The sequence below is a fragment of the Anaerobacillus sp. 63XJN7_4_ISO-PGPR-S23-413 genome (assembly GCF_056173725.1).
Genome location: NZ_CM149688.1, coordinates 668,729 through 695,722, shown reverse-complemented (window position 1 = coordinate 695,722; position 26,994 = coordinate 668,729). Strand labels below are relative to the sequence as shown.

Below are 26,994 nucleotides of genomic sequence, written 5' to 3'. Positions count from 1 at the left end.
ATGTAAAGGTCAATTTCTAAACATGTAAGGAGGACAAATCAATGAAAAACCTTGCCCTGTTGCAATTTGATATTGCTTTTGGCAATCCAGAAAAGAATTTCTCTAAAGTTGAAGAGCTTGTTTCTAAGGCGGTGAGTGACAAACTAGATATTATCGTTTTACCAGAATTGTGGTCCACAGGTTATGATTTATCTCGTCTTGATGAAATTGGAGATACTGATGCAGAAAAGTCGATTGCTTTTCTATCTCGCCTCGCCAAAAAAAACGACGTAAATATTGTCGGGGGCTCCATCGCTAAGCATCATAACGGCGAAGTAACGAACACCATGCTTGTGTTCAATCGAGATGGGCAGCTCGTTCATGAGTATAGCAAAGCGCACCTGTTTCGTTTAATGAATGAAGAGAAATTCCTCGTTTCTGGAAATGAAAAAAGTCATTTTACACTTGAAGAACTCCCATGTGCCGGGTTCATTTGTTATGATATTCGCTTTCCTGAGTGGCTTCGCCTTCATGCAGTTGAAGGTGCCCAAGTATTGTTCGTACCAGCAGAATGGCCAAAGCAACGCACCGATCATTGGCGAGCATTACTTATCAGTCGCGCGATTGAAAATCAGTGCTACGTGATTGCTTGTAATCGTGTCGGGGCAGATCCTGATAATACGTTTGGAGGACACTCATTGATAATTGATCCGTGGGGAACAATTATCGCAGAAGCAGGAGAAGAAGAAGTTATTTTAACAGGTTCTATTGACGAAGAGGAAATGTCATCAATCCGGAGTCGCATTCCTATCTTTGAAGATCGACGTCCAGATATTTATAAATAATATTCAAAATATTATTGACAAACATGTTCCTTTCTATGTAACATACATTTCAAGCGAAAAAATTGTAAAATAATTTCATAAACTTTCTCTTATCAAGAGCAGGCTGAGGGATTTGGCCCTATGACGCCCAGCAACCGACCTATTTTAAAGTCCAGATGAATCGATGACTTAAATGGCACGGTGCTACTTCCAACAGGATGATATTCATTCTGGAAGATAAGAGGTGTGAAGTATCTCTGTCTTCAAGCCTCTTTCTTCGGAAAGAGGCTTTTTTTATGCCGAAATTCCGATCTTCATGCAATACAACAACCATAAATAGTTGAAAGGGGAATTTTACATGGGTATTCAGATCACTTCAGGGTACACACCGTTTACAAGCGAAACAGTTGTGCAATTTTTAGAGCATCACGAGCTTTTGGATCGCACCGCTCCTGTTCATGTAAAGGAAATTGGCGATGGCAATTTAAATTATGTCTTTCATGTTCAACACAAGAAAACAGGACAATCCTGGATCGTCAAACAAGCCTTGCCTTATGCCAAAGTAGTTGGCGAATCCTGGCCGCTTACACTTGATCGGTCCAGAATTGAAAGCGAGGCGCTCAAGCAAGCTCACTCGCTCGTTCCTGACTTTTCTCCAATCGTTTATTTGCATGACTCTGAAAAAGCCGCAACGGTTATGGAAGATTTATCAACGCACACTATTTTACGCAAAGGACTTATTGAAGGACGTATATATCCTGAACTTGCAAGAAACGTCGGTACCTACCTCGCTCATACGCTCTTTTTCACTTCTGACTACGGTCTTGGTTCGGCAAATAAGAAAGAGCTTGCCAAACGGTTTAGTAATCCAGACTTATGTGGCATAACAGAAACCCTCGTATTTTCAGATCCTTTCTACAATGCCGAAAGCAATGCCTTTACAGAAGAGCTTCGAGCAGATGTTGAATCGCTGTGGGAAGATGACGATTTCCTCACTGAAGTGGCCTCCCTCAAACACTCTTTTTTAACAAAAGGAGAAGCTTTGATACATGGGGACTTACATACAGGTAGCCTGTTTGTTACGGAAAGCTCAACCAAAATAATCGATCCAGAATTTGCTTTCTATGGGCCAGCTGGTTTTGATGTCGGTGCTTTTATCGCCAATATTGCGCTTAGTATCCTGTCGCAGGAGGCCCATAGATCAGAAGAAGAGAAAGAAGGATACCTCGCTTATTTATTTGGCGTCACTACCGAGGTTTGGAACGTATTTGAATCTACTTTCCGATCATTATGGGACGACCATCTCTCAGAAGATAATCGTTATTCGAGAGGATACCTAGACGCTCTTCTACAATCTATTTTTGTCGATAGCATTGGATTTTCCGGCTGTAAAATCATCCGAAGAACGATTGGACTTGCTCATGTAGAAGAGATCGAGACGATCAGTGATCCAAGAGTAAAACTCGCTGTGGAAAAAAAGGCGCTTACCCTTGGAAAAAAACTTATTTTAGACCGAAAAAGCATCACTTCGATTGAACAATACATTAAAGCAATCAAGGAGGTCATTTAAATGACTGTTATCTCATCACTCCAGTGGAAAGGTGATCATCTCTTGCTCCTCGATCAACGGCATCTTCCACAACAAGAGATCTACCTTAAGCAAACGGCAATCGAGGATGTCTGGAATAGCATTTCTGCCCTTGTCGTCCGCGGAGCACCAGCCATTGGAATCGCCGCAGCGTATGGTCTTGTTCTTTGGAGTCAGCATGTTCAAACAAACGAAGCAACAGCGTTCAAGACAGCGCTAGTCAACCAAGGAAAATATCTTGCCTCCTCTCGTCCCACTGCAGTTAATCTCTCTTGGGCGATCGATCGCATCATCCGAGCTAGCTTTTCCTTACCAACAGTTCAAAAAATGAAAGAAGCGATTCTGCACGAAGCACTTACTATCCATAAAGAGGATGAACTTGTCTGTCAGCGTATTGGAGAACATGGTCTGAAGCTATTAAATGATGGGGATACCATCCTCACACACTGCAATGCAGGTGGGATCGCAACAGCAAAATACGGGACTGCTCTTGCGCCTCTCCATCTGGCAAAGGAAAACGGTCTCTCCATCTCTGCAATTGCGACGGAAACCAGACCAGTTCTACAGGGTGCTCGATTAACCGCATGGGAGCTTGAGCGTGCTGGTATTGACGTTACGCTTATTACAGACAGTATGGTAGCTCACGTATTAAAAACAAAGAAAATCGCTGCAGTAATTGTTGGTGCTGATCGGATTGCTGCAAATGGTGATACAGCTAATAAGATTGGTACGCTCGGCCTTGCCCATATCGCAAAAGCATACAACGTTCCTTTTTATGTTGCTGCACCCATCTCAACAATTGACTACTCGATCCCTGACGGAGAAGCGATTCCGATTGAGGAGCGAGACCCGAAAGAAGTCACGCACTATAAAGGTGAACGTGTTGCAGCTGAAAACATTGGTGTATTTAATCCTGCTTTTGATGTGACGCCAAATGAATTACTTAACGGAATCATTACGGAGCACGGTATCGTTCGAACACCGTATGCTGAAAACCTTGCTCATCTTGCTTTCCCACACGCTAAAAACACGGAGGTACATTCATGAAACGCTTAGGACTTATTTTATCCATTCTTCTTCTCGTCGTGCTTGCAGCTTGTACGAGTGAGCAAGATGCCGTAAGTGCACCAGAAGCAAGCAATACGGAATCAAGTGAGGCAACTGCGAACACGGGTGAAGAAACGTCTAAAGTTTCTTCAGACATTCCAAAAGAAGTTCAAAAACCTATCAAAATAGCAGCGATTATGCAAGCATCCCTCGGTACATTTTCTTCCCAGTACGTAAAAGGAGTTGAAGATCAGGTTGAAAAATTTGGCGGAAGCGTTCAAGTTTATAATGCTGATAATGACCTTTCCAAAATGGCTACACACCTTGATACAGCCATCAACCAAAAAGTCGATGCGATCTTAATTGATCATGGCCGAGCAGATGCACTCGAAGCTGGAGTGAAAAAAGCCGTTGATAAAGGCATACCTGTCGTTGTGTTTGATAGCGATATTAACGTGCCAGGTGTAACAGTTATTGATCAAGATGATTATAGTCTTGCATGGAATACATTAAAAACGCTTGCTCAAGATTTAAATGGTGAAGGAAATATTGTCTATGTGTGGGTAGGAGGATTTGCGCCCATGGAGCGACGAAATGCGATTTATGAGGCCTTCCAGGAGCGCTATCCAGAAATCAATGAAATCGCTAAGTTCGGGACCGCGAGTGCTAATACAGCTCTTGATACCCAAACCCAAATGGAAACTATTCTAAAGCAATATCCAAACAAAGGAGATATTGATGCTGTATTTGCCCCATGGGATGAATTTGCGAAAGGCGCTACTCGTGCCATTGAGCAAGCTGGTCGAGAAGAAATCAAAGTTTATGGCATCGACATGAGTGACGAAGATCTCCAAATGATGCAAAAGGATAATAGCCCATGGCTTTCATCTGCCGCTACTGATCCGGCGGAAGTAGGACGTGTTCAAGTACGTTTTGCTTATCAGAAAATTGCTGGAAAAGAAACGCCTGAGATTTTCTCACTTGATCCGCATCTAGTAAAACAATCTGATTTACCAGACGAAACCATTTCAATGAGTGAATTAGGCAATTACGTCGATGACTGGGGCTCTTCTGACGCAGCTATTTCTCCGTGGATGGAGAAATTAACGCAACAGGATGATAGCAAATGAGTGAGTTATACATTCAAAACATTTCTAAATCATTCGGAAATATCCCTGTATTAAAAAACGTCTCCCTAACGATTCGTTCAGGCGAAGTGCACGCCCTGCTCGGTACGAATGGAGCTGGTAAAAGCACGCTTATGAAAATGGTTTGTGGAGACTATGAACGAGACAGCGGTTCTATTTTACTTAACGGAGAACCTCTACCGATTCATACACCTTCCGATGCAAAAAAAGCTGGCATCGGAATGGTTGTACAAGAAGTCGATACGGCTTTGTTTCCTACCCTATCCGTTTCTGAAAATATTTGGGCTGACTCAATGAATAAATCTCCTTTCAAACGCTATTCTTCTAACAAAGAACGGCAACGAACAAGAGATTTACTTAACTCTCTCGGTATTACTTTAACACCTGATAAACTGGCTTGCGAATGCTCGCTGTCAGAGAAACAAATGATCTTAATTGCTCGAGCAATGGCACAGGAGACGCAATATTTGATCCTGGATGAACCAACTGCTCCACTTAGTGTAGAGGAAACAAAGCTATTATTTCATCTTATTAACAAACTGAAGAAGAAAGGCGTGGGGATGATTTACATTTCTCACCGCATGCCAGAAATAGAAGAAATAAGCGACCGTTTTACGATTTTACGAGACGGCAAAGTTCATCTTTCCGCTGAAACAAAAACTGTTTCAGCGGATGAGATCATTTCCAGTATGGTTGGATCAACCCTTAGAAAAAAAGAACCCCGTCAAACAAAGAGCACGAGTCATGCTTTAATGCGGGCTGAGAATCTCTTTATACCCGAAACTGGAAAAACAGTGAATTTCTTATTGAATCATGGAGAAATCATTGGTGTCGCAGGACTTGTAGGTGCAGGAAAATCGGAAACTGCATTAACCCTCTTTGGAGCAACAAAGCATACAAGAGGATGTGTTCACATTAACAACCAAACATACCGCTTTCGCTCTCCAGCTGACGCGATTAAAGCCGGGATTTGTCTTGTACCAGAAGAGCGAAGAAAATCGGGTATTCTACTCGATTTCTCATTATCAGAAAACCTAACGCTCCCTTCTCTACGGCGTCATTCACTCAGAGGATTCCTTAATCGAAAAAAAGAGGAAAATTATTCATCCAGGCAAATAACTCAGCTCGGCATTAAAGCAGCTTCACCTAAAGAACCGATCCATCATCTCAGTGGGGGAAATCAACAGAAAGCAGCTATCGGAAAATGGTTATACGATGATCAGAAAGTATTTCTCTTTGATGAACCAACAAAAGGCATTGATGTGAAAGCCAAAGCCGAAGTGATAGCTCTAATAAAAGAGCTTGCCGATCAAGGGAAAGGGGTTATATATTTTTCCAGCGAAATCGAAGAGCTTCTTGATCTATCAGATAGAATCCTTGTCATGTACGATGGCGAAATTACCGCCACGCTCACAGGTGAAGAGATGACAGAGGAAGCCATTATGCAAGCAGCTACAGGAGGTAGGAAGATTGAAATCAGCAGCTGAACTCGTACAAACACAAAATCAAAGAGGGATCGCCTCACCATTCAAGGATAAAGTGATCAGCTTTTTCGTCAAATATGGTACGTTACTCGTCATCGTTGGACTTATTCTCATCTTCACTATTCTTAACGATCGCTTTCTTACTTACAGTAACTTTGCGGATATCCTTCGCTCCATTTCAATTGTGACACTCGTTGCACTCGGTGTTACCTTTACATTAATTGTTGGAGGTTTTGACTTATCTGTTGGCTCAACCGTTAGTCTCGCTACTGTTGCGAGCGCATCTGCCTTAGTCTGGTATCGGCAAGAACTTCTCGTCGCTCTACTCATTCCTATTGTGATCGGGATAGTGATTGGCTTAATAAATGCCTTCATAACAATTAAAATCAGAATCCCTGATCTTCTTGCAACGCTATCCGTTATGTATATCGTGAATGGGATTCAACTAACTTATACGAAAGGTTTTTCCATTTACAACAATATGCCTATGAGTGACGGGACAACCGCCCCAGGCAAATTCATTCCATCTTTTCTTTTTATTGGCCAGGGTGAAATCGCGGGCGTTCCTTTTCCAGCGATTTTTATGATTGTTTGCGTCATTCTCGTTCACCTTTTTCTCACTTATACACGAGCGGGAAGATTACTCTACATGACAGGCAGTAATCGAGAAGCTGCAAGATTATCAGGTGTTGCGGTTCAACGATATCGTACGCTCGCCTACGTACTTAGCGGACTGTTTGCCGGAATTGCTGGAATTGTTCTTGCTTCAAAAATTGGAACTGGTCAGGTTTCTGCCGGTGCACCTTTACTTATGGACGGCGTTGCCGCAGCATTGATTGGTTATTCTGTACTTGGTTCCGGAAAACCAAATGCATTCGGTACGTTCATTGGAGCTGTCTTAATTGGAATTCTATTAAATGGGCTAACAATGTTGAATGTTCCTTATTATGCTCAAGATATTATTAAAGGCACGATTCTGATTGGTGCTCTAGCATTCACGTTTTATCAAAACAAACGAGAAATTAAAATGTAAAAAAAGCGATGCCATGTGCATCGCCTTTTTTAATAACTGCCAATCATGAGGCTTAGGTTTCAATTCATTGAAGGAAAACACCCCATTTAACTGATCTACCAATCCGCGGGAGGATTTCCTATAGGAGGACTCGTTTGACCAGAGAAATAATGCTCATGCTTTTCTTTTGATATCGTTTCACCGCTAAACGTATGATAATGACCACCACCAGGTAATGTAATCGGCGGACTAGATCGAACGCTATAACGGTGTTGGTGACCCTGATCCATTACCGTAATCCCTTCAATACGGTGAACATGTTGATCAAACGAAGTCCCATTTACAGGCAAACTAAAACCTATCATACTTAAATGGTGATGATTGTATCGCTTTTCGATGCTCCCACGAAAATAATGAGAGTGAGCTTCAGGTAAAGCAACTCCTTTAGACACACTATTCTCTCCCTTCCTTATAACAGGCATAACACACCTTTATCATAATCCATTCAAATTGATTCAAACTCTCCTTTAGCATGAACTTGATATATGAAATCAAAGGAAAAATGAATCTATGAGCGAATACATTACATAGATGGATTTCTAAATCCAAATCAGAAAGAGGTGACCTATGGCTTCTTCATTTCAAATTTATGGACACCGCGGTTCATCAGGTACGCACCCTGAGAATACACTCCTTTCATTCCAGGCTGCTCATAGAGCTGGTGCTCACGGAATCGAACTCGACGTTCAATTAACTAAAGATCTTGTCCCTGTTGTTATTCATGATGAACGAGTTGAGCGAACAACGAATGGCATCGGTTTTGTAAAAGACTTTCTTTACGAAGATCTTATCCGATTAGACGCTGGCCAAACATTCTCCAACCGCTTTCAGGGAACGTCGATCCCTTCATTAAAAGACGTGTTGGAATGGGTGTCTTCCACTTCTTTACTCTTAAACATTGAACTGAAGAATGGCGTTTTTCCGTATAATAGTCTAGAAGATCGCGTCCTGGATCTTCTTACTTACTATAAGCTTTGCGACCGAACCATTCTGTCATCCTTCAATCATTATAGTATTCAGAAACTTGCACAAAAAAACGATAAAATTGAAACAGCTGTTCTTTTAATGGAAAAAATCATTGATCCATGGGACTACCTTCAACGCGTTGGAGCTCAAAGTCTTCACATAGAATGGCAGGCAGTGGATGAACATTTAATGAAAAACACCCAGAAGCGCGGAATTCCTGTGCGAGCTTTCACAGTAAATGATCCTCTACAAGTATCCAACCTCCAAAAACTCGGTTGTTCAGCGATATTTACGGACTACCCTGCTTCTGCTATCCAAACGATATAGCCTGCCCACCCAAAAAGGGCTAATGCCTACGTCCACATTTCCACCTCCCAACATACGTTAGTAAAGAAGCGACACATATTGACGGGAGGAACAATCATGAGTGGTTACGGTCAAGGTTTTGCGTTAATCGTTGTTTTGTTTATTCTTTTAATAATCATTGGTGCATCTTACATTTCGTAACTAAATTAAAAAGAAGGCTTCCGCTCTTTATAAGCGGAAGCCTTCTTTGTTAATCCTTCATTAATCTTTTATATGGTGATGTTCGTTCAATTACAAGCTCGTATTCGGATTGGAAGATGTATTTCCAGGTGTACGCGTTTCGCTTCCTGGAATATTTGTTGGCTCATATTGATTTTCACTAGAATCAGATACTTCCTGACCTGCTTCTTTTACTTTACTTCCAATTTCATGCAGGTCTTCTCCAGCTTCTTTCGCTGTTGAAATCACTTCTGTTGAATCTTCTTTTACCTGATTCACCTGATCAACCACTTCATCATTTACTTTTTCATAAAGTGATTGTGCATCATTCATTGCTTCCTTTAGTACTGAAGATGCTGATTGAATACGATCCATCCAGTCGTCCTTCACTTCGCCAGGGTTTTCCTTCACACGCGTATAGAAACCTCTTGAAGAATCTTTTACGTTTCCTGCTGTTGAGCGTACTTTGTTTCGAGTTGTTGAATCAAGCATAGCTACAGCGCCACCTACAATCGCGCCTACCAAAATACCTTTAACAAGCTTTCCGTTCTTTTCTTCGTTTACTGTCGTTGTCGTTTGCATGACGATTCCTCCTATTGTCTTTCTTAGTTTACTTAGCTAGTTTTTTCTTTCCCTTTATGTTAAAAGCTAAACTAAAAAATTTGACATGAACTTCTTTCTTCGCATCAGAATGCTGCTCTGTTATAATAGACAACGTTGTATGACAGCAGTTCGTAACCTTCCTGCTTCATCAAAACTAAAGGAGGAATTAGAATGAATAGCATGGATAAAGCATGGCTACCTTCTTCCGGACCAATGCCTCGCCCGGAAAGCGTAGAACAAGCACGAGAATTAATAAAAAACGAAGCATTTGATGCACCGAACGTTCAGGAAATCACGTTTAATGCACTCGAATTCACAGCAGTTTGTCCCAAAACAGGACAGCCTGATTTTGGACGAGTTGAAATTTCATATGTACCCGATGAAAAATGCATCGAGTCAAAATCACTGAAATTTTACCTCTGGTCTTACCGTGACGAAGGAAGCTTCTGCGAGACACTAGCTGCCCGCATCGCAGATGATGTTGTCTACGCAATCGACCCTTTGAAAGTTACAATTACAGTTTATCAATCAGCACGAGGCGGTATCGAGCTAAAAACAACAGCTGTTCGTGAGAAAGCAGCATCATAATATGACGAATCAATACATCGACCGTCAACTTGTCCTGTTTAACGTGTTATTTGCGACTTCCATTGTGATCGCAAACGTACTAGCAGGAAAAGTGGTGATGATCGGAAGTTTCGTGATTCCCGCGGCCGTTGTGATGTACGCCTTTTCGTTTCTATTCACAGATATCATTCACGAGAACTACGGGAAAGAAGAAGCAAAACGAACCGTTCAGTATGGATTTATTGCGCAAATTTTTGCTAGTATTATGATTTATCTTGGTATGCTTTTACCTGTAGCACCTTTTGCAACTGATACGCAGGCGGCATACGAAATTCTCCTAGGTCAGAATTATCGATTTGTTCTTGCCAGCCTTGCAGCCTATCTCGTTTCGCAACACGTAGACGTTTATATTTTCTCTGCGATTAAGAAACGTACAGCTGACCGTCATAAGTGGCTTCGGAATAACGTGAGTACACTGACATCTCAGCTACTTGATACAACCATTTTCATCACAATTGCGTTTATCGGAACGGTCCCTAACATATGGATCATGATTCTTTCACAATTTGTGGTTAAAATGGCGCTTGCTCTTTTAGATACGCCTGTCTTCTATTTTCTCACAAAAATCAATGGTGCTAAAAAGCCCATTCATAACGAAAACCCTCTGGATGCATGATCCAGAGGGTTTTTTGATATTTAAAGTCCATTCTGATTAGCTAGAGTCATTGAAACAGTCTGTTGTTTTCCGTCACGATAGAACGTTACATCCATTTTATCTCCAACTTTTTTATTGGAATACAAGTACTTACGAAGTGCGGCTGAATCCTTTACTTCCGTATCATCAAGCTTAACGACGACATCTCTTTCTTTCAACCCTGCGTCTGAAGCTGGAGAATTAGGAGCAATGCCCATTAGAACTACTCCGCTCTCTACACCTTCAGGTAAATTAAGCGTACCAGTCCAATATTGCGTTGGAACTTCAGCTAACGAGGCAGGTGTAACTCCCATTACTGGACGCTTTACTTCACCTGTCATTTCAAGCTGCTCAATGATCGGTTGCGCATCGTCAATCGGAATCGCAAATCCGATGCCTTCAACTGTTTCTTCTGCAATTTTGGATGAGTTAATACCAATTAATTGACCTTTAATATTAATTAATGCACCACCACTATTACCGGGATTAATCGATGCATCAGTTTGAATAACATCCGCCTCATAATCAGGCTGTCCATTCTGGTCAAGATCAACAGGAATCGTACGACTTGGGTTACTAATAATTCCCTGCGTCACAGATCCTTGAAGGAAGCCTAATGGATTCCCAACCGCAATAGCAGGTTCCCCTGTTTGTAGACTAGAAGAAGAACCAAGTTCGGCAACTGCTTCAACATCCTTCGCATCAATTTCTAACACAGCTAAGTCCATTAACGCATCCGTACCAAGTACCTTCGCCTCTGCTTTTTTCTCATTGCTTAACGTTACATCTACTGAAGACGCACCTTCAACTACGTGGTTATTCGTCACTACATAGGCTTTTCCGCCCTCATTCTTGTAAATAACACCAGACCCTGATGCAGCAGCCTGTCCCGATTGACCGGATGGATCTTCTAAAGAAAATCCACTCCCCTGGTTTTGATAGCTTGTAATACTTACGACAGCGTCCTGTGCTTTTTGAACAGCCGTTGTTATATCAGATGAGACATTGTATGCTACATTGGAAGTTTCAACACCCCCACTTGCAGTAGTGGTTACCGCCGCTTGATTTGTTGAAGACTGTTCTACATTCGAGACGAGCGGCGCCGCAACAAGCATAACGGATGCTCCGACAATTGCGCCGAACGTACTCGGTAAAAACCAATTCATCCCTCTTTTTGTCTGTTTCGCTCTTGATTGATTATCGTCATAGTAACCCATTCCCCGGTCACCCTTTCTCCCTTTTGATTTGTTTATAGTTCTATTGTAACGAGAGATGACGGTCGTTTCCTAAATATGTGATATTTTTGATATTGTTTGATATTTAACGTCATTTCATTTTTTCTACAGGGTATGTCCGTTATCCCCCTGGTATGACGCCAAATTAACTACTGTGTTATCTAAGGAATGTGACAGTATGGGAAAGCTAATTGAAAAAGTTGTCCCGTGATTCACTTCACTATGTACGTCAATTTTACCATGGTGATCCTCTACAATTTTATAGCTGACCATTAAACCAAGCCCAGTCCCATTTTCTTTCGTTGTATAAAAAGCTTGATCTAAATGCGGAATGTCTTCTTCGGCAATTCCAACTCCTCTATCCATGATATGAATAGTTGTCCAATCACCATCATTAACAAGCTTCAAGCGAATTTCTCCTCCATCAGGCATCGCTTCCATTGCATTTTTCACCAAGTTAAGTATAACTTGTTTCAACCTAACGTCTTCCCCCATGATCTGAACTTGCTCTTCTGGAAAGTTAGTATAAATCGTGATTTGCTTATGTTCTGCTTCCTGCTGCAATAAACTAACAACGTATTCGAGACAGTCCGTTAAGTTAATCGGTTTCAAATTAATTGATTGTGGCTTGCCAATCACCATTAAATCATTAACGATTATCGTTAATCGTTCTAACTCCTGTAGCATAATCTTAGAATATTTCGGGTTGTAGGTTTGCTCCGATTCTTGCAGCTGTACAAATCCTTTAAGAGAAGTTAAAGGATTCTTAATTTCGTGAGTGACTCCAGTCGCAATCCTTCCAATAAAAGCTAACTTCTCATTATGCGCAGCTTGCTCATACGATTTCACAATTGTGTTTAAATAAGATTGGAAGCGATTTAAAATAATAAACGTAATTCCCGAAAATAAAAGAAGTATAAGAATCGGAAATACAACGACTGGGGACATCGTAAGAAAGCCCATTACGGCATACTTTCCTGTTATTCCAGCCACAACAGTGATATAAAACCGTTTGTTCACGAACAAAGGAGAGAACAAGACAAAGAATAATTCCACCGGGCTTCCGCTAGCATACATCTCGTCTGTTCCAATGTAGCGAAAAATCTCTGTAATGAGGGCAGTCGTCATGAATACTACAAAAAAGAGATATTTTGTAGCAAAAGGCTGGTCCCTATTTGAAAACCACTTGGAAATAGGAATTAATGAAAATTCGATGGCATAGATCATCATTAGTGGAATGAGTTCTTTCGATTCATTTAGCAAGATCATAGTCGTATCGGGATCGATTAAAGGACTAATAATAAACCGATACACATCATATAAAATAACGGATACAAAAAACAGAAAGATAAATAACTTATTTGCCCGTCTTTCTTCCTCAATCTTGATTTCATTACGTATAGCTGAAGGCATATTAGCTCCTTACCCCGCTCATGCAGTTACATATTTTCCAAAGCAATGATGATTATACCATAAAATATTCGACAAAAATCTCCAAATTCCTCTATTTTTGTCAGTATCACTGAAGGTATCGATTCTAATGATTGTCACGCGAAATTCACATAAAAAAACCCTACAGTTTTTTTGTAGGGTTTTACATATATTCATTTTCCTTCATGAATTTTTCTTCATCTATTTTGTTTTTAACAACAGGTGGTTCAACCGTTAGTTTTGATAATCCAATTCGTTCCATGACGATGTTTACTTCTTCTGAAGATACTTTACTGTTCACTTTTTCGTCTGGAAATGCCCAGTGAACGAGGGCGCTGGCCATTTCAATGGCGTAACCCTTGTTACGATACTCAGGTATCAGATGATACCCAACTTCAAGATTACTTGACGCTTCCATATTTTTATATCCCATCGTGCCAATTACTTTTTCATCAGAAGTATGAATCAATATGCCTTCCCACTTGTGACTCACTCTTGAAATAGCAGAGTCATTTAGATGAAAAGGTAGGAATTCTTCAAACTGCACATTTTTAAACTCTTCAGGTACTTCAACATGTAACAGCTTCTCTAATTCTTTCTTATCAGTCATAGCTTTAATTAAATCAAATGAGAAAGGAATAATGGTCAGACGATCGGTCTGAAGATAAGGCATTTTCTCTCAAAAGTCCTCCTTGTGAGTTATTTTCTTGTGGTTGAAAATGACTTTTTACACTATACCTTATTGCTTTACTTACTGTAAACAATACCCCGATCATTTAATAATAAACGGAATATTCCCATCATTGCACGTGCTTTGTCCCTTTCTTTACTAGGATATGCAAGCCAAAGGAAAAAGCTGCTACAAATGTAGCAGCTTAATGTTTTCTTTTCGAATCTTTCACAACTTCTTCTTCTTCAAAATCCGCCAGCCCATTATTTAATAGTTCTTTATACTTTCCAGCTATTTCACCTGAAATGATTTCTTCCTGTTCTAACTCGTTAATTTTATCGTACTGAGCATATAATGAGTGCTTTCGTAACGTAATTAACTGACTTTTTTTAAGTTCAGGATATTGATCTAATAAAGCATCAAGTTCGCGGTGACTGTTATCAATTTCATCCTGGTAACTTGTCAGCAACTCAGAAAAAACTGGTTCGGGAACGAATAGCTGTGTCTTCAGTTTTTTTATTTCTGCTACCCCAGCTTCATGACGATGCAAATTCGCGACGATGTCTTCATACTCTTTCGACCCACTATGCTTCGCTCTTAAACCGAAGTAGCTAATTAGTGGTTTAATCGTTAGACCTTGTACGACTAATGAAAATAAAACAATACTAAATGTAAGGATCAAGACGGTGTCTCGTCCTGCAAAATCTCCCGGAAGACTAAGGACTAGTGCTATCGATAACGATCCTTTTAGACCGCCCCAATTAAGGACATGTCTCCATGACCATGGAAGTCCTTTAACAAGTAAGGTGCTTCCATAGACTGCAATACTTCTACCTATTAGAACAATTAAGAGCGCAAGTCCTATCGTACCCCACTGATCAGCGAAATTAATTCGAGTAATTTCAAGACCAACCATTAAGAAAACAATGGAATTTGCTAATAAAGCGGCAACATCCCAAAAGTTGTTAATGTTTAATCTTGTTGTTGGACTCATTCCAACTTTCGAACCAAAATTACCAAACGTTAAAGCTGCTACAACTACTGCAATAACCCCGGAAACATGGATACTTTCTGCAGTTAAATAGGATCCATAGAAAAGGAGGATACTAAAAATAATTTCAAGTGGATAATCATCAAAGTACTTTGTAAGGATTGAAATCGCATATCCTAATCCTCCACCGACAAGCAATCCACCAGCAACAACTTTTATGAATTCAAACGCACCGCTCGTTAAGCCTCCCCAGCCCATATCAAGATAAGCTAAAAGTGAGAAAGCTGATATTTTAAATAAAACAACTGCAAGCCCGTCATTAAATAGGCTCTCTCCCTCAATTACTGTAGAGAGTTTGTGGTTTACCCCCATACTTTTAAAAATCGATAATACACTAACAGGGTCTGTTGCACTCATTAATGCAGCAAAGACGAACGACACTGGAATTGATAATCCAAGAAGAAAGTGTGTTGAGAACCCAATCACTAGAAAGGAAAGGAAGGTTCCCCCAAAAGCCAGGGCGATGATCGGCTTTTTGTTTTGATTTAAATGGGAGAAAGGCAATTTTAGCGCAGCTTCACCTAGAAGCGCAGGAAGGAAAATCGTTAAAATAACAAAATTAAAAACGTCACCCTCCGTAATGAACATTTTAAGCGGTTCAAGTACGGGAATGTTAAACAAGCCGATTAATGTGCCAATAATCACAAGGGCAATCGGATAAGGCTGCTTCAGTTTCTTAGCTATCGCTGTAATACCCGCTGCAATCATAGTAAGGATAAGTCCAAGTTCAAAAATATGATGCATATCTAAATGTTCCATATAGAGCCTCCGATCGTAAGTATCTTCTCATTATAACCAATATCCCACAGTATTGGAAAATTCCTTTTACTTCTGTTTCATAAACATGCGGTGATCAAAACAATGCAAAAGCATACCTGATCTCTACCTTCTTTACTATCTCCTCCACTTTATGAATCATGCTCGAAAATTCACTGTTGCCTAAAGTGCTCATGTTCGTTGGCTTGAACGTAACAAAAAAAGGAAGAGTTCAATGTTTGAACTCTTCCTTCTCTAACTTTAATTTACGCCAACTTGATTCCAGGCGCTTGCAACAGCATTGTATGTTGTACCTGTACCATATAGATCTGATGTCGCTTGAAGTAGCGCTGAACGGGCTGAACTAAAGTTGCTTGTAGGCGTTAAATAGACACTTAGTGCGCGATAGTAAACTTTCTCAGCCTTGGCTTTGCCAATGCTTTGAATTGTTAAGTATGCAGCTTTGTTAGGAATTCCACTGTTCGTATGAACTCCTCCATTATCAGAAGACGTATAATAATAGTCATCCATATGAGATGGTTGTCCATACGCTTCAGGGTTAGATAAGCTTCTTAACGCATCTCCTGCCTTGTTAGGTGTATAGACATCTTCACCCATTAGGAAGTCTCCTGGCTCAACGAAGTAGCCAAATACGTCCGACATAGATTCATTAAGAGCCCCTGATTGGTTCTGATATTGAAGTCCAGCTGTTCTTTCCGTAACGGCGTGAGTAATTTCATGTGCCACTACATCAAGTGCACCTGATAGCGGAGCGAATACTGATCCATCTCCATCACCGTAAACCATTTGTGAGCCATTCCAGAACGCATTGTTGTAATTTGATCCATAGTGAACAGTTGAACGGATCGTGGCTCCATTGTTATTAAAGCTATTGCGGTTATGGGTATTCTTGTAGTAGTCATACACAACACCAGCATTGTAATGAGCATCCACTTCTGCACCTTGAGAACTAGACGTAAACGCATTGTTGCTATCTACCGCATAGCTTCCTGGAAGGGATGTTCCGTTATTAGCTGTTCTTGTTTCAATCACACCGCTCATTGCCTTCGTCGTGTCATAAAGGTAGTATGTGCCATTTGAATAATACGTGTTGAGGGACTTATAGTTGCCAAGGATGCCATACCCGTATCCTGTTTCTGCTCCATCAGCCACTGCATTATATGCATCTACGATCGATCCATCGCGAGCATCCACATAAACTTGCCAGTTTGCAGGATACGGATCGATGAATTGAAGCTGTACTTTATAAGTTAGGTAGTACTTGTTATCTTTCTCATATACAACTTTCTCACTTTTTTCTACCATATCAAAAGCATCAGATTTTCTTACAAAGCTTGGTTCATCACTCACAACGTTCTGTGGCTTTACATCAATGTGATCCCATGCTTTTTTAAGTGCTTCTTTATCAGAGAGCTTTACATCTGAACTTCCTTTATAATTCTTAGATGCTTCTGGATGAAGGTCTCCATTTACTGCTGTAACTTCGCCTTTTTCATCCGTATGTACGATGAATTTTGCTCCGTCGATCTGAACACCCTTTACTGTTTGAACATATTCATAGTGTGTCATTCCAAGCTCATCTGTCGTTTCATTCACTAGTTTCAAATCTTTCGTTTTCACTTTGAAGAGAGATTCGTTTGACTTAAGATATGATTTCACAGCTTTCTCTGTTTTCACATTCTTTTCTGATAGTTTACCAGAAAGGAATGAAGGAACCTTACGATCATTTTCCCAATCCTGTTTTACAATTTCCATTTTTTCTAAGGCTTGTTTCTGCTCCGCATTTAAGTTGTTAGAAGAAGCAGCAGAAGCAGACGGGAGAGCAGAACCAAACGCAAGACCTGTCGCAAGTACAACGGCAATTCCTTTTTTCATTTCATTTCCTCCGTTTCAGAATAGTGAGAATTTTTGGTACATTTGTAGATTATCACAGAATTCTTAATGTTTGTATTGGGAAATATAGAGGAAAACATGAGTTTATACGTTGTTATTTCACTTTGAATTTCCCAATAACAACTTCGTAATCTACGTGGTATAATTTTCTTGTGCTCATTACGAATTGTAAATATATTACATAAATGGGTTGTGAAATGAAAATAAGACAGACCAATGGCCTGTCTAGCAAGTGATGATTTATTATTTATCTACCAATGGTACTATATTTGATTAAAACAACATTTCTCCGATGTTAGCATTTCTACCCTACTTTTTGTACTTAATTCTATCTACTTGTAAAAAATTTCGAACTAGTTTCCACCTTTATGAATGTAGAAAAAGAAAAAACTTACTTAATTTAACTTTTTATATACTCTTCTCCCCCTCCACCGAGAGAGGTTTAAATAGTCATACCTTTATACTTCATAACAATTTAAATCCTGCAAAGTACGTAGCTGCGTTTCCGTTTCTACCCCTTGAGCAAATGCTTCTAGTCACAGATAGTGAGCCATTGAAATAATTGTTGTCATAATAGCAAGGTTTCCTTAGTACTTCTTAATGCCACGAATAATTAGACGAGGATTAATCGGAAGCTTATTCAATTTCTCGATCTTTACCTTTTCATAAAATCCTCCAACTTTCATCTATGTCTCTCCGAAGAAACAAGTTTTCATATCATTTAAGAGAAATCCGTTATGAAGTCATTCATTCATACATAAATATGGTACAACCACATCCAAGCAGGTGAGTATGATATGTATCAAAAAATCGCCGCAGTAATATCTGGAAGCATCCTAGTTGGTGCAGGTATTAACGCTTTTCTTGTACCGAACCATCTCATCGATGGAGGAATGATCGGAATTGGCCTCATTATCAAGTACATTTGGGGCTATCAAACAGGATTTACCATTATTTGTTTAAGTGTACCTCTCTATATTATTGCGTTTCTATACTTTCGGCCTTACTTCTACAATAGCCTTCACGGTTTATTACTTTCTTCCTTTTTTATTGATATTCTCTCCCCCCTTCGATATACGTTTACATTTCCTATCCTTACTAGCGCTGTCCTTGGCGGCTTTTTTGTTGGATCAGGCATTGGTATTATGTTGAGATATGATACAAGCACCGGTGGAACAGATCTGCTTGCTCAATTCATCTCCCGTGTCCTGTCATTGAATATTGGTATCATTATCTTTCTCATCGATGGGATTGTTATTATTATCGGTTCAAAGACGATTGGATGGAATGCTACGCTTTATTCAGCTATCACTATATTTGCAGTTGGAATTGCGACGAGCATATTAACACTAAACAAAGAGACCGTGTAAAGAGCGCTGGGAATGTTCCCAGCGCTCTTCTTTTTAATTATTTACTTTTTGGGTATTCCAGTAGTGTTCACTAACGACATCCGCAATCGCTTTAACTGTTCGACTCAGCTGTTCGAGGTTATTATCTACGCCTCCTATTTCAATTAACATAGCGTTAGGAGATATGTCCTGGTTGTAGATACCGTCTACCCCCTGGCCTTTTTTACCAATAACTCCCCTGCTAAGCCCAGGATATTTGACCTTTAACTCTTCATGTAAGTCTTTTGCAAGTGCTAAATTTTTCTCGTAATTTGGATTCTCTTCTCCAATAACAAAGACCGTACGAGCATATTCCTCATTGTTAATTGTCACTGTCGTATCTTTTTCTCTTAAGGAGTCTCGATGAATATCAATAAACAAATTAAAATCATCATTTCCTGCCACAGCCGATTGTACGATTGTTCTGGACACATCATATGCTTTACCGTGTTCCCAACCTTTTTCATTTAAAAGCACGCCTATATTTGAGTCATCTACTTTTGCTCCAATCCCTCTCTCAGCCAGTTCTTCTCCAAGCATCTTACCTACTAACGTAATGTTCGTTTTTCCATCGTTTGCAAGATTAGCATTTTTGTTACCTTCAAGTCCTAGTAATGGCAGATATGATTCATAACTATGAGAGTGATAAATAAAAGCTACTTTTCGGCCATTTGTTGTTTGAAGAGGAGGTGTTACTTGATCCTTGGAATCATTTATCTGTAATTTTTCAGTTGGAACTTCACGTTCTTTTAACAATTCATCTAATGCAGGAGTTGATTCAATAGGGAGATTAGTGAAATTCGTCCCTTCACCGGCTACGTGGATTTTAGCATCATATAATGCAAACCCTGGTAGCTCCCCACCCAAAAGACTACGTATATCCCCGGGTTTCACACTCGTAATAAACTGAAAGGCAACTAAGGACAGCGCTGGCGGCTCACTTTCCTCTGGTAGTACTTGAGTCAAGTAATGGTTTTCCGTCCCCATTCCATAAACGAGAGCTTCAGTCGAGAAACTTGTAATCCAATCATGTAACACAGAAGAGGAGAGTTGATACTTCGTTTCTGATGAGGAAATCATTCCTGCTACAATAAACAGGAGAATAAGTCCTACAATTGAAAAGAAAGAAACAAACCTAATTTGTCTACTGCTTGTATCACTAAACAGCATGCGTGAGCTGCTCTTCATTTCCTGTCCCCCCGCTCCTTAAACGTCATACTCTATGTCTATGAATCCGCACCCCAAAATAGAAGATTTTTTCACTAGTGATCATAGAAACGCATACATAATTCAGGAAGAAATAAGCAAAATATATTTGATAATTGAATGTTTGAAAAGTATGATAAAGATGAGGATACAGGAGGTGAACAGAATGGGAAAATCATCCGCATATATTACTGCAATAATTTTGTTCCTAGTTATGGTTGTAGGCTTTACATACTGGCTATCCACAACCGAAGAACATGCTGGTGGAAATGAAGCCGGCCATAGTGAACAGTCTGAAGAAGGCGGTGGAGATTCAGCTGGAGGAGAAGCCGAGAAAATCTTCTCTCAAAACTGCGCGTCATGTCATGGTGAAAACCTTGGAGGCGGTGCTGGTCCTGCTCTTGAAGCAGTAGGTGGCAAGTATTCAAAAGATGAAATTCTAGAAATAATTAAGAATGGTAAAGGCGGCGGTATGCCTGCTGGTGTCATCCAAGGTGGAGACGCTGAAAAGGTCGCAACGTGGCTCTCTGAGAAAAAATAATAGCGCTTTATTTTAAGCTCTCCCTCTTCAAAGATGGAGAGCTTTTAAGTTTATGTCTCTGCTAGCCCCCCCTAAAAAGAAAGCGTTATCACAAAATAGCATATGTTCAAGATGTTTTCATTGAGATATCGCTACTTTCGCTGTATAATGAACTTGTAAATATTATAACGAACTATCTTCGGGGCAGGGTGTAATTCCCGACCGGCGGTGAAGGATAAGTAATTCCTCAAGCCCGCGAGCCTGTAATTTGGGCAGGATCTGGTGTGATTCCAGAGCCGACAGTATAGTCTGGATGGGAGAAGATGGTGGAGTAGTAAGCTTTCTTTGAATTATAACAGAAGCTTGCTTATTTCCCCATGCCGTAACCATGAGCCCCATACTCATGGTTTTTTGTGTGCACTGGGGCCACATCTCCTTTTTCGGTGGTTCGAAAAAAAGGGAGCAATGTCAAAATGAAAAGTGTTTCAAAAACGCAACGTATGATTGTCGTTGCGATGTTCAGCAGTATTTCTTACTTGTTAATGCTTTTAGATTTTCCACTGCCTGGATTTCCTGTTTTTCTACAAATAGACTTCAGTGAAATTCCAGCACTATTTGTTGCCATTCTGTATGGTCCAGTTGCTGGGATACTTGTAGAAGCGATTAAGAATTTCATTCACTTTGGAATTCAAGGAAGCTTCACCGGAGTACCAATTGGTCAAATATCAAACTTCATTGCAGGAGTTTTCTTGATCGTACCAACTTCTTTAATCTTCCGTAAATTTAATCAAACTCAGAAAGGGTTAGCACTGGGATTGACGCTCGGAACGATTCTAATGTCGGCAGTGATGGGACTGTTGAACTATTTAATTATTCTTCCAGCATATACGTGGTTTATGGGCTTTGAAGAAATGTCTTCATCAGCTCGTCAGGCTCTCGTATTAACAGGAATTACACCATTCAACCTTGTAAAAGGCGCTATTATAGCAAGTATATTCGTTGCCTTCTTTATAAAATTAAAACCTTGGTTTGCTCGTCAAACGAGAGTTGCATAAATATCAAAACCCGAATCTTACAAAGAGATTCGGGTTTTTTATGTGAATTGAAAACGAACGCTCAAGAACTGACTATTGCAAAAGGATTTTACCAATTTTTGTTGAAATAGTTACAAAAAGGATTCTCATGGGGGATACTATATGCTGTCATTAGAATGGTTAGAAAAATCAACGATCCTTGATCTTCAGCAAGCAATGTTAGAAGACAACCTTACTTCTCTCCAGCTCGTACAGTACTATCTTGAACAAATCGCAAATTATAATCCACGAGTAAACGCTATACTAGAAATCAATCCTGACGCCCTTTTTATTGCAGAATCTCTTGATCGTGAACGCAAACAAAATGGACCCAGAAGTCCATTACACGGAATCCCAATCCTGCTCAAAGATAACATCAACACCGATGACCACATGCATACAAGTGCAGGTTCTATGGCATTAGCTTCTTCTTATGGCAAAAATGACGCTTTTCTAGTAAAAAATCTTCGCCACGCTGGTGCTGTGATTCTCGGGAAAACCAATATGACCGAATGGGCTAATTTCATGAGTGAAACAATGCCTAATGGATTTAGTTCAAGAGGCGGTCAAGTCTTTAATCCCTATGGGCCTGGAACACTTGACGTCGGAGGATCGAGCTCTGGTTCTGCTGTAGCTGTTGCCTGTCATTTCGCTACGGCTGCTGTAGGAACAGAAACAAATGGCTCTATTCTTAGCCCATCAAGCTCTAATGCTGGTGTTGGTATAAAACCAACCGTGGGATCTATTAGCCGGACTGGAATTATTCCTATTTCTTATTCACAGGATACCGCTGGCCCAATGACACGCAATGTCACTGATGCTGCAATCCTTCTCGGTGTGTTATCAGGAAAGGATTCACAAGATCAAGCGACGCATTTTGTACCTGAGTACCATGATTATACGCCATATCTCTTCCCTACATTACTTGAGAATTTAAGAATAGGTGTCGTTAAAAAAGGCTATTATGATGCGATGCATCAGGAAGAACAAGAACAATTGGCTAAAGCCATGGAAGATCTTAAAACGATAGGTTGCTCTATTGTAGAAGTGAAAGAAATAAGTCCATATCAGGAAGCGTTAGAGAGAGACTACCAGGTCCTTCTCCACGAATTCAAATCAGGGGTGAACAGCTACCTTGCTAAGGAAACAACCTCTTCTGTTCCACTAGATCTATCAACAATTATTGATTACTATAACCAAAATCAGTCGACTTCTCTGCCATTTGGTCAATCGCTTCTTATCGAATCAAACCAAACGCAAGGAACATTATTTGATCCATCCTATCTTAAAAGTCGACTCCAAGATTTGAAATACGCAAAGGATGAAGGTATTGATCAACTTATGGAAAGAGAAGATCTAGATTTATTACTATTCGCAGGCTCTTACGGTTCAACACTTCCCGCAAAAGCAGGTTACCCTTCTATAACCGTACCAGCTGGTTTCACTTCTAATAACAAACCTTTTGGCATCACTCTGACTGGTAAAGCATTTAGTGAACCACAGCTTATTAAACTTGCTTACGTCTTCGAACAGCATACACATCATCGAAGATTGCCGCATTTGTTTATCAATAACCAGACGACACATGAGACAAGATGACTATCATTTATTAAAGAGCCATGATCAAACTTTTCCTTTTCACACCAAATAAAAAGCGTGAGCCTCTCGGCTCGCGCTTTTTAGGATTACTTCTCGATTGTTACCCATTTAAGAGAAGAATCAGCACCAAACTTGTGGATGTGGTAGTTTTTCACGTAGTCTTTCATGATAATAGCGGAACCACCTTGATAAGTTGGTAAGATCGCTGTATCTTCTTCGATTAGAATACGCTCAGCTTCTTGCATCATTTCCCAGCGCTTCTGCTCATCCGTTTCAGTTTTTGCATCTGAAACTAGCTTGTCATACTCTTCGTTAGAATAATCCATGCGGTTATAAGCGCCGTCTGTTTCAAACATGTAAATGTAAGTCATTGGATCTGGATAGTCTGGTCCCCAACCACCAGTTGAGATATCAAAGTCTCCTGCATCTTCAAGATCAAGGAACTGCTTCCAAGGCTGTTTGTTAATTGTAATTGTAAGACCGTCTAACTTAGACTCAAACTGATCTTTCGCATACTCTGCAATTTTGGATGCAAGGTCACTATCAGTTGTAAGGAATTCAAGTTCAACTTTGTCAGTACCTAGAGCTTCTAGCCCCTTCTTCCAGTACTCAGCAGCATCGTCTGCTGTTTGATCTGCAAGATAGCCGTCTGGAGCTGGTGCACGGAAATCTTCATCGTTAAAGAATAGGAATTCTTTTGGTACAAGATAGCGAGCAGCTACTGAACCATTGTTAAGCAATACATTTACTAGACCGTCGCGATCATAAGAAAGGTATAGCGCTTTACGAATGTCGTTGTTCGCAAGTGCTTCGTTCTTCTGGTTCATACGAAGGAAGTAAATAGTTGTATCAAGAATTGTTGTGAAATCTTCGCGATCTTTAAACTGATCAACGAAATCTGCACTAAGACCAGCACGATCAATTTTTCCAGTTTCATAAAGGTTAACTCGAGTTGCTTCGTCTTTTACGATCTTGTAATTCGCTTCTTTAAGTTGTACTGTATCTGCATCCCAGTACCCATCATTTTTAGCAAGCTTCCAACCGTCGCCATGATTCCATTCAGCTAGTGTAAATGGACCGTTGTAAAGCATTGTATCAGATTCAAGAGAATAGTTTTCGCCTTGCTCTTCAGCAAAGTCTTTTGGCTGTGGATAGAAAGATGCAAATGTTAAAAGGTCGAAGAAGTAAGGAACCTCTTGAGTCACTACTACTTCAAGTGTTTTCTCATCTACTGCTTTAACACCAAGCTCTTCTACCTTACCGTATAAAGGATCGCCTTCAGTGATAATTTCGTTACCATTCTTAATTCCTGCAGCACCCATCATTGATGCATATCCGCCCATAGTATCTGGGTGAATAATTTTGTGCCATGCATAAACGAAATCATCTGCTTTAACTGGAGTACCATCAGACCAATTCGCATCATCACGAATCTTGAAAGTATAAACAGTTTCTCCGTCTTTTTCTTCAACTTGTGGCTCTTCAGCTGCCATACCTAGAACTGGCTTATTGTCTTTATCTAGACGATACAGCCCTTCAAATACCTGGTTCATTGCGTTAAATGCTACTGTATCTGTAGCCTGTGTTGAATCCATAGTCGGTATATCCTGTGTATCCGTTAAATTTAGCACCTGTTCAGCTGATCCCTCAGAGCTATCGCTGTCTCCGCTGGTTGCTTCTCCCTCACTGTTCGAGTTACTAGACGTGTTTGAGTTACCAGAACACGCTGCAAGGAAAAGGCTTAACAACAAGATGACCGAAAGCAGAAGCGAAAACTTTTTCTTCATTGTGTTACCCCCTATTTGTTTGTACCATTCAGTTGAAGATCTAGCACAATGTAGACTCTTCACAGTTAATCATTCAAACGAATACATTCGACGGAAAACGTTGTGAGATCTATAACAGGGAGGTCATATCACTCAACCTATGTAAACCAATGCCGACTATTCGTTTGAATATTAACAATTAACTGAATGATTAAATTTATTTTAAATTTCAAAAAACTTTCTGTAACCATCCAATTTAGCCAAAAGTATACCATCCAATTTGTCTTTTCCTACAAAAATATCCGTCAAATGGCTTAAAACCTGTGTTTATAGAGAATATTTAATTGTTAATTTTTTTGAAAATTTTATACAATTTTATCTAAAATTCACTATAATAGGAGTGAGGTGGTGGACAATGGCGAGATTTATACTCAATCCAGAGAGCAGCAAACCGTTGTACAAACAAATCGTTGATTACTATGAGAATTCGATTATAAATGGATCTCTTCAAACTGGTAATGCCCTTCCAGCTGAGCGTGACCTGGCTGTCCAACTAGGTGTGAATCGGAGCACCGTTACGACAGCATACGCCGAATTACGTGCAAATGGCTATGTAACATCCAGACAAGGAAGTGGCACACGCGTAAGTTCTGAGGCTGCAGATTTAATTCCTGATCATTCAATGACATGGAATAAACTACGAAATCAACATTTAGCTGAAGACTCTTCTTTGTATGGAAAACATTACGAGTATTTAAAAGACCCATCATTAATAAATCTAATATCAGGATCAATAGCGGAAGATTTATGCCTGGCAAAATCTGCTCATGAATTAACACCTTTTACAACTAAGCTTGATAATGCTCCACCAACGAAAGAGCGCGTCACTCACTCGATCTGTCGGTTTATGAAACAATCATCTCTAAGTGAACACATGGTCCTCACATCAAGCCTTGAACAAGCGATGCTCTTATCAGTTAAATGTTTTCTAAACCCTGGGGATGCGATAGCTATGGAAGAACCTGTGAATTACTCACACTTAAATATCCTAATTGTCTCAGGGATCCGAGTTATTAAGTATTCAACAGACAAGCCATTAACACAAAACATGTTTCAAAAAGAAAGCATTAAACTTGTAATTGCCAACTCCAACAACATTTACGATCATTCCTTAAGTCATTCAACTATTCTACAACAAAGAAAAAAACTGCTTTCTCAATGTGAGAAAGTAGGCATTCCTATTCTCGAAATTGTTGAAACATCTTTACTTACTAATTCTGTAGGAAACGTTCTCCCTTCTTTTTTTGAATTAGGATCGAATCGTGAATTTGTTGTTCAGATTGGCCACGTCACAGGCATAGCCCCCGGCCTAAGTTTAGGATGGGTTCTTGGGCCAGAGCATGTAGTAAACCGAATACAAGAGGTACAAATGCAACTTTGCATGACTCCTCCTCCGGTATTGCTCGAAATCGTTGATAACATTTTAAATTCTGATGAACTTCATGATCATATTGATACGATCCAAGACCAACTGTATGTACGAAAGCAGAAAGTCCTGCATAAGCTTAATACTCTTAAAGATCACATAACGATACTTCAAATAGAAGACCCTACCTCTATTTGGTTTGATTTCAAGCCATCACTTAATCGCCAGGAATTATTTGATACGCTACTAGAATCAAACGTCCTGCTTGTGCCACATAAGCAAGAGCATGCTGTAAGAATGAGACTACCGCTTTCTTATGTAACAAAAGAGCAGCTCTTAGAAGGGACAAGTCGCCTAATCAGTGTCTTGAATACATTACACGTGAGACAATTCGCAGCAATTTACTAATAGTTGGCGATAATGATTTCCATTCAAACACCGATCCTCCCGGGGAATAATTCT

24 protein-coding genes and 2 riboswitches are annotated in these 26,994 nt (G+C 40.1%); of the genes, 15 read left to right on the top strand and 9 right to left on the bottom strand.

The window, feature by feature from the left end; all coding sequences use genetic code 11:
• Positions 1–41: 41 nt before the first annotated feature.
• From AC0VYO_RS03840 to AC0VYO_RS03815, 6 genes are all read left to right on the top strand, one after another.
• Entirely contained in the window at positions 42–824 is a 783-nt protein-coding gene (locus AC0VYO_RS03840) for a carbon-nitrogen family hydrolase (protein ID WP_475368422.1), read from the top strand.
• An 86-nt stretch (positions 825–910) separates the two neighbouring features.
• A riboswitch (SAM riboswitch) is annotated at positions 911–1,047 on the top strand.
• Positions 1,048–1,161: 114 nt separating this feature from the next.
• Entirely contained in the window at positions 1,162–2,373 is a 1,212-nt protein-coding gene (gene mtnK, locus AC0VYO_RS03835; RefSeq protein WP_475366591.1) for an S-methyl-5-thioribose kinase, read from the top strand.
• Positions 2,374–3,438 (top strand): S-methyl-5-thioribose-1-phosphate isomerase, encoded by a 1,065-nt coding sequence (gene mtnA / locus AC0VYO_RS03830; RefSeq protein ID WP_475368421.1) that lies wholly within the window; start codon positions 2,374–2,376, stop codon positions 3,436–3,438.
• Positions 3,435–4,568 carry a sugar ABC transporter substrate-binding protein gene (locus tag AC0VYO_RS03825; protein ID WP_475368420.1) on the top strand — a complete coding sequence of 378 codons (1,134 nt, stop codon included), beginning with the start codon at positions 3,435–3,437 and terminating at the stop codon, positions 4,566–4,568. Before mtnA ends, AC0VYO_RS03825 begins: the two co-directional genes overlap by 4 nt.
• Positions 4,565–6,073, top strand: a complete 1,509-nt coding sequence (locus AC0VYO_RS03820) for a sugar ABC transporter ATP-binding protein (protein WP_475366588.1) — start codon at positions 4,565–4,567, stop codon at positions 6,071–6,073. Before AC0VYO_RS03825 ends, AC0VYO_RS03820 begins: the two co-directional genes overlap by 4 nt.
• Before the next feature lie 55 nt (positions 6,074–6,128).
• Complete coding sequence (locus tag AC0VYO_RS03815) at positions 6,129–7,103, top strand: ABC transporter permease (protein WP_475369037.1); 975 nt, start codon at positions 6,129–6,131, stop codon at positions 7,101–7,103.
• A gap of 95 nt (positions 7,104–7,198) precedes the next feature.
• On the opposite strand, the gene AC0VYO_RS03810 is transcribed toward AC0VYO_RS03815, so the two are convergent.
• Entirely contained in the window at positions 7,199–7,534 is a 336-nt protein-coding gene (locus AC0VYO_RS03810) for a YmaF family protein (protein WP_430246698.1), read from the bottom strand.
• Between the two features lie 175 nt (positions 7,535–7,709).
• Between AC0VYO_RS03810 and AC0VYO_RS03805 the strand changes: the two genes are divergently transcribed.
• Both AC0VYO_RS03805 and AC0VYO_RS03800 read left to right on the top strand, forming a co-directional pair.
• The gene (locus AC0VYO_RS03805; RefSeq protein ID WP_475366586.1) at positions 7,710–8,435 is read left to right on the top strand and encodes a glycerophosphodiester phosphodiesterase; all 726 of its coding nucleotides are present in this window, start codon (positions 7,710–7,712) and stop codon (positions 8,433–8,435) included.
• A 96-nt stretch (positions 8,436–8,531) separates the two neighbouring features.
• Positions 8,532–8,615 carry a YjcZ family sporulation protein gene (locus tag AC0VYO_RS03800; protein ID WP_136948306.1) on the top strand — a complete coding sequence of 28 codons (84 nt, stop codon included), beginning with the start codon at positions 8,532–8,534 and terminating at the stop codon, positions 8,613–8,615.
• Between the two features lie 90 nt (positions 8,616–8,705).
• On the opposite strand, the gene AC0VYO_RS03795 is transcribed toward AC0VYO_RS03800, so the two are convergent.
• On the bottom strand, positions 8,706–9,215 hold the full coding sequence (locus AC0VYO_RS03795; RefSeq protein ID WP_194219949.1) for a YtxH domain-containing protein: 510 nt from the start codon (positions 9,213–9,215) through the stop codon (positions 8,706–8,708).
• A 192-nt stretch (positions 9,216–9,407) separates the two neighbouring features.
• On the opposite strand from AC0VYO_RS03795, the gene queF reads away from it, so the two are divergent.
• Positions 9,408–9,824, top strand: a complete 417-nt coding sequence (gene queF, locus AC0VYO_RS03790) for a preQ(1) synthase (RefSeq protein WP_475368419.1) — start codon at positions 9,408–9,410, stop codon at positions 9,822–9,824.
• On the top strand, positions 9,805–10,479 hold the full coding sequence (locus AC0VYO_RS03785) for a queuosine precursor transporter (RefSeq protein WP_475368418.1): 675 nt from the start codon (positions 9,805–9,807) through the stop codon (positions 10,477–10,479). The genes queF and AC0VYO_RS03785 overlap by 20 nt, the downstream gene beginning before the upstream one ends.
• 20 nt (positions 10,480–10,499) lie before the next feature.
• On the opposite strand, the gene AC0VYO_RS03780 is transcribed toward AC0VYO_RS03785, so the two are convergent.
• From AC0VYO_RS03780 to AC0VYO_RS03760, 5 genes are all read right to left on the bottom strand, one after another.
• The gene (locus AC0VYO_RS03780; protein ID WP_475366585.1) at positions 10,500–11,714 is read right to left on the bottom strand and encodes a S1C family serine protease; all 1,215 of its coding nucleotides are present in this window, start codon (positions 11,712–11,714) and stop codon (positions 10,500–10,502) included.
• A 123-nt stretch (positions 11,715–11,837) separates the two neighbouring features.
• Positions 11,838–13,145, bottom strand: coding sequence for an ATP-binding protein (locus AC0VYO_RS03775; RefSeq protein ID WP_475368417.1), 1,308 nt, complete (start codon positions 13,143–13,145; stop codon positions 11,838–11,840).
• Between the two features lie 181 nt (positions 13,146–13,326).
• Complete coding sequence (locus AC0VYO_RS03770) at positions 13,327–13,836, bottom strand: GNAT family N-acetyltransferase (protein WP_430246709.1); 510 nt, start codon at positions 13,834–13,836, stop codon at positions 13,327–13,329.
• Between the two features lie 202 nt (positions 13,837–14,038).
• Positions 14,039–15,643, bottom strand: a complete 1,605-nt coding sequence (locus AC0VYO_RS03765) for a cation:proton antiporter (protein ID WP_475368416.1) — start codon at positions 15,641–15,643, stop codon at positions 14,039–14,041.
• A gap of 258 nt (positions 15,644–15,901) precedes the next feature.
• Positions 15,902–17,536, bottom strand: a complete 1,635-nt coding sequence (locus AC0VYO_RS03760) for a M4 family metallopeptidase (protein ID WP_475366583.1) — start codon at positions 17,534–17,536, stop codon at positions 15,902–15,904.
• Positions 17,537–18,351: 815 nt separating this feature from the next.
• On the opposite strand from AC0VYO_RS03760, the gene AC0VYO_RS03755 reads away from it, so the two are divergent.
• The gene (locus AC0VYO_RS03755) at positions 18,352–18,924 is read left to right on the top strand and encodes a YitT family protein (protein WP_475368415.1); all 573 of its coding nucleotides are present in this window, start codon (positions 18,352–18,354) and stop codon (positions 18,922–18,924) included.
• 33 nt (positions 18,925–18,957) lie between these two features.
• Here AC0VYO_RS03755 and spoIIP read toward each other — a convergent pair whose 3' ends face one another.
• Complete coding sequence (gene spoIIP / locus AC0VYO_RS03750; RefSeq protein WP_475368414.1) at positions 18,958–20,130, bottom strand: stage II sporulation protein P; 1,173 nt, start codon at positions 20,128–20,130, stop codon at positions 18,958–18,960.
• A 232-nt stretch (positions 20,131–20,362) separates the two neighbouring features.
• On the opposite strand from spoIIP, the gene AC0VYO_RS03745 reads away from it, so the two are divergent.
• From AC0VYO_RS03745 to AC0VYO_RS03735, 3 genes are all read left to right on the top strand, one after another.
• Positions 20,363–20,689, top strand: coding sequence for a c-type cytochrome (locus AC0VYO_RS03745; protein ID WP_430246915.1), 327 nt, complete (start codon positions 20,363–20,365; stop codon positions 20,687–20,689).
• A gap of 170 nt (positions 20,690–20,859) precedes the next feature.
• Positions 20,860–20,997, top strand: a riboswitch (FMN riboswitch).
• 144 nt (positions 20,998–21,141) lie between these two features.
• Positions 21,142–21,723, top strand: coding sequence for an ECF transporter S component (locus AC0VYO_RS03740; RefSeq protein ID WP_242057313.1), 582 nt, complete (start codon positions 21,142–21,144; stop codon positions 21,721–21,723).
• A 141-nt stretch (positions 21,724–21,864) separates the two neighbouring features.
• Positions 21,865–23,340, top strand: coding sequence for an amidase family protein (locus AC0VYO_RS03735; RefSeq protein WP_475368413.1), 1,476 nt, complete (start codon positions 21,865–21,867; stop codon positions 23,338–23,340).
• Between the two features lie 86 nt (positions 23,341–23,426).
• Here AC0VYO_RS03735 and AC0VYO_RS03730 read toward each other — a convergent pair whose 3' ends face one another.
• On the bottom strand, positions 23,427–25,127 hold the full coding sequence (locus tag AC0VYO_RS03730) for a peptide ABC transporter substrate-binding protein (protein ID WP_194219938.1): 1,701 nt from the start codon (positions 25,125–25,127) through the stop codon (positions 23,427–23,429).
• Between the two features lie 394 nt (positions 25,128–25,521).
• Between AC0VYO_RS03730 and AC0VYO_RS03725 the strand changes: the two genes are divergently transcribed.
• The gene (locus tag AC0VYO_RS03725) at positions 25,522–26,940 is read left to right on the top strand and encodes an aminotransferase-like domain-containing protein (RefSeq protein WP_475368412.1); all 1,419 of its coding nucleotides are present in this window, start codon (positions 25,522–25,524) and stop codon (positions 26,938–26,940) included.
• Positions 26,941–26,994 lie beyond the last annotated feature (54 nt).

Coding starts and splice junctions, on each gene's coding strand:
- AC0VYO_RS03840 (WP_475368422.1), top strand. CDS start 42: ATGAAAAACCTTGCCCTGTTGCAATTTGATATTGCTTTTGGCAATCCA.
- mtnK (WP_475366591.1), top strand. CDS start 1,162: ATGGGTATTCAGATCACTTCAGGGTACACACCGTTTACAAGCGAAACA.
- mtnA (WP_475368421.1), top strand. CDS start 2,374: ATGACTGTTATCTCATCACTCCAGTGGAAAGGTGATCATCTCTTGCTC.
- AC0VYO_RS03825 (WP_475368420.1), top strand. CDS start 3,435: ATGAAACGCTTAGGACTTATTTTATCCATTCTTCTTCTCGTCGTGCTT.
- AC0VYO_RS03820 (WP_475366588.1), top strand. CDS start 4,565: ATGAGTGAGTTATACATTCAAAACATTTCTAAATCATTCGGAAATATC.
- AC0VYO_RS03805 (WP_475366586.1), top strand. CDS start 7,710: ATGGCTTCTTCATTTCAAATTTATGGACACCGCGGTTCATCAGGTACG.
- AC0VYO_RS03800 (WP_136948306.1), top strand. CDS start 8,532: ATGAGTGGTTACGGTCAAGGTTTTGCGTTAATCGTTGTTTTGTTTATT.
- AC0VYO_RS03795 (WP_194219949.1), bottom strand. CDS start 9,215: ATGCAAACGACAACGACAGTAAACGAAGAAAAGAACGGAAAGCTTGTT.
- queF (WP_475368419.1), top strand. CDS start 9,408: ATGAATAGCATGGATAAAGCATGGCTACCTTCTTCCGGACCAATGCCT.
- AC0VYO_RS03780 (WP_475366585.1), bottom strand. CDS start 11,714: ATGGGTTACTATGACGATAATCAATCAAGAGCGAAACAGACAAAAAGA.
- AC0VYO_RS03775 (WP_475368417.1), bottom strand. CDS start 13,145: ATGCCTTCAGCTATACGTAATGAAATCAAGATTGAGGAAGAAAGACGG.
- AC0VYO_RS03770 (WP_430246709.1), bottom strand. CDS start 13,836: ATGCCTTATCTTCAGACCGATCGTCTGACCATTATTCCTTTCTCATTT.
- AC0VYO_RS03765 (WP_475368416.1), bottom strand. CDS start 15,643: ATGGAACATTTAGATATGCATCATATTTTTGAACTTGGACTTATCCTT.
- AC0VYO_RS03760 (WP_475366583.1), bottom strand. CDS start 17,536: ATGAAAAAAGGAATTGCCGTTGTACTTGCGACAGGTCTTGCGTTTGGT.
- AC0VYO_RS03755 (WP_475368415.1), top strand. CDS start 18,352: ATGTATCAAAAAATCGCCGCAGTAATATCTGGAAGCATCCTAGTTGGT.
- spoIIP (WP_475368414.1), bottom strand. CDS start 20,130: ATGAAGAGCAGCTCACGCATGCTGTTTAGTGATACAAGCAGTAGACAA.
- AC0VYO_RS03745 (WP_430246915.1), top strand. CDS start 20,363: ATGGTTGTAGGCTTTACATACTGGCTATCCACAACCGAAGAACATGCT.
- AC0VYO_RS03740 (WP_242057313.1), top strand. CDS start 21,142: ATGAAAAGTGTTTCAAAAACGCAACGTATGATTGTCGTTGCGATGTTC.
- AC0VYO_RS03735 (WP_475368413.1), top strand. CDS start 21,865: ATGCTGTCATTAGAATGGTTAGAAAAATCAACGATCCTTGATCTTCAG.
- AC0VYO_RS03730 (WP_194219938.1), bottom strand. CDS start 25,127: ATGAAGAAAAAGTTTTCGCTTCTGCTTTCGGTCATCTTGTTGTTAAGC.
- AC0VYO_RS03725 (WP_475368412.1), top strand. CDS start 25,522: ATGGCGAGATTTATACTCAATCCAGAGAGCAGCAAACCGTTGTACAAA.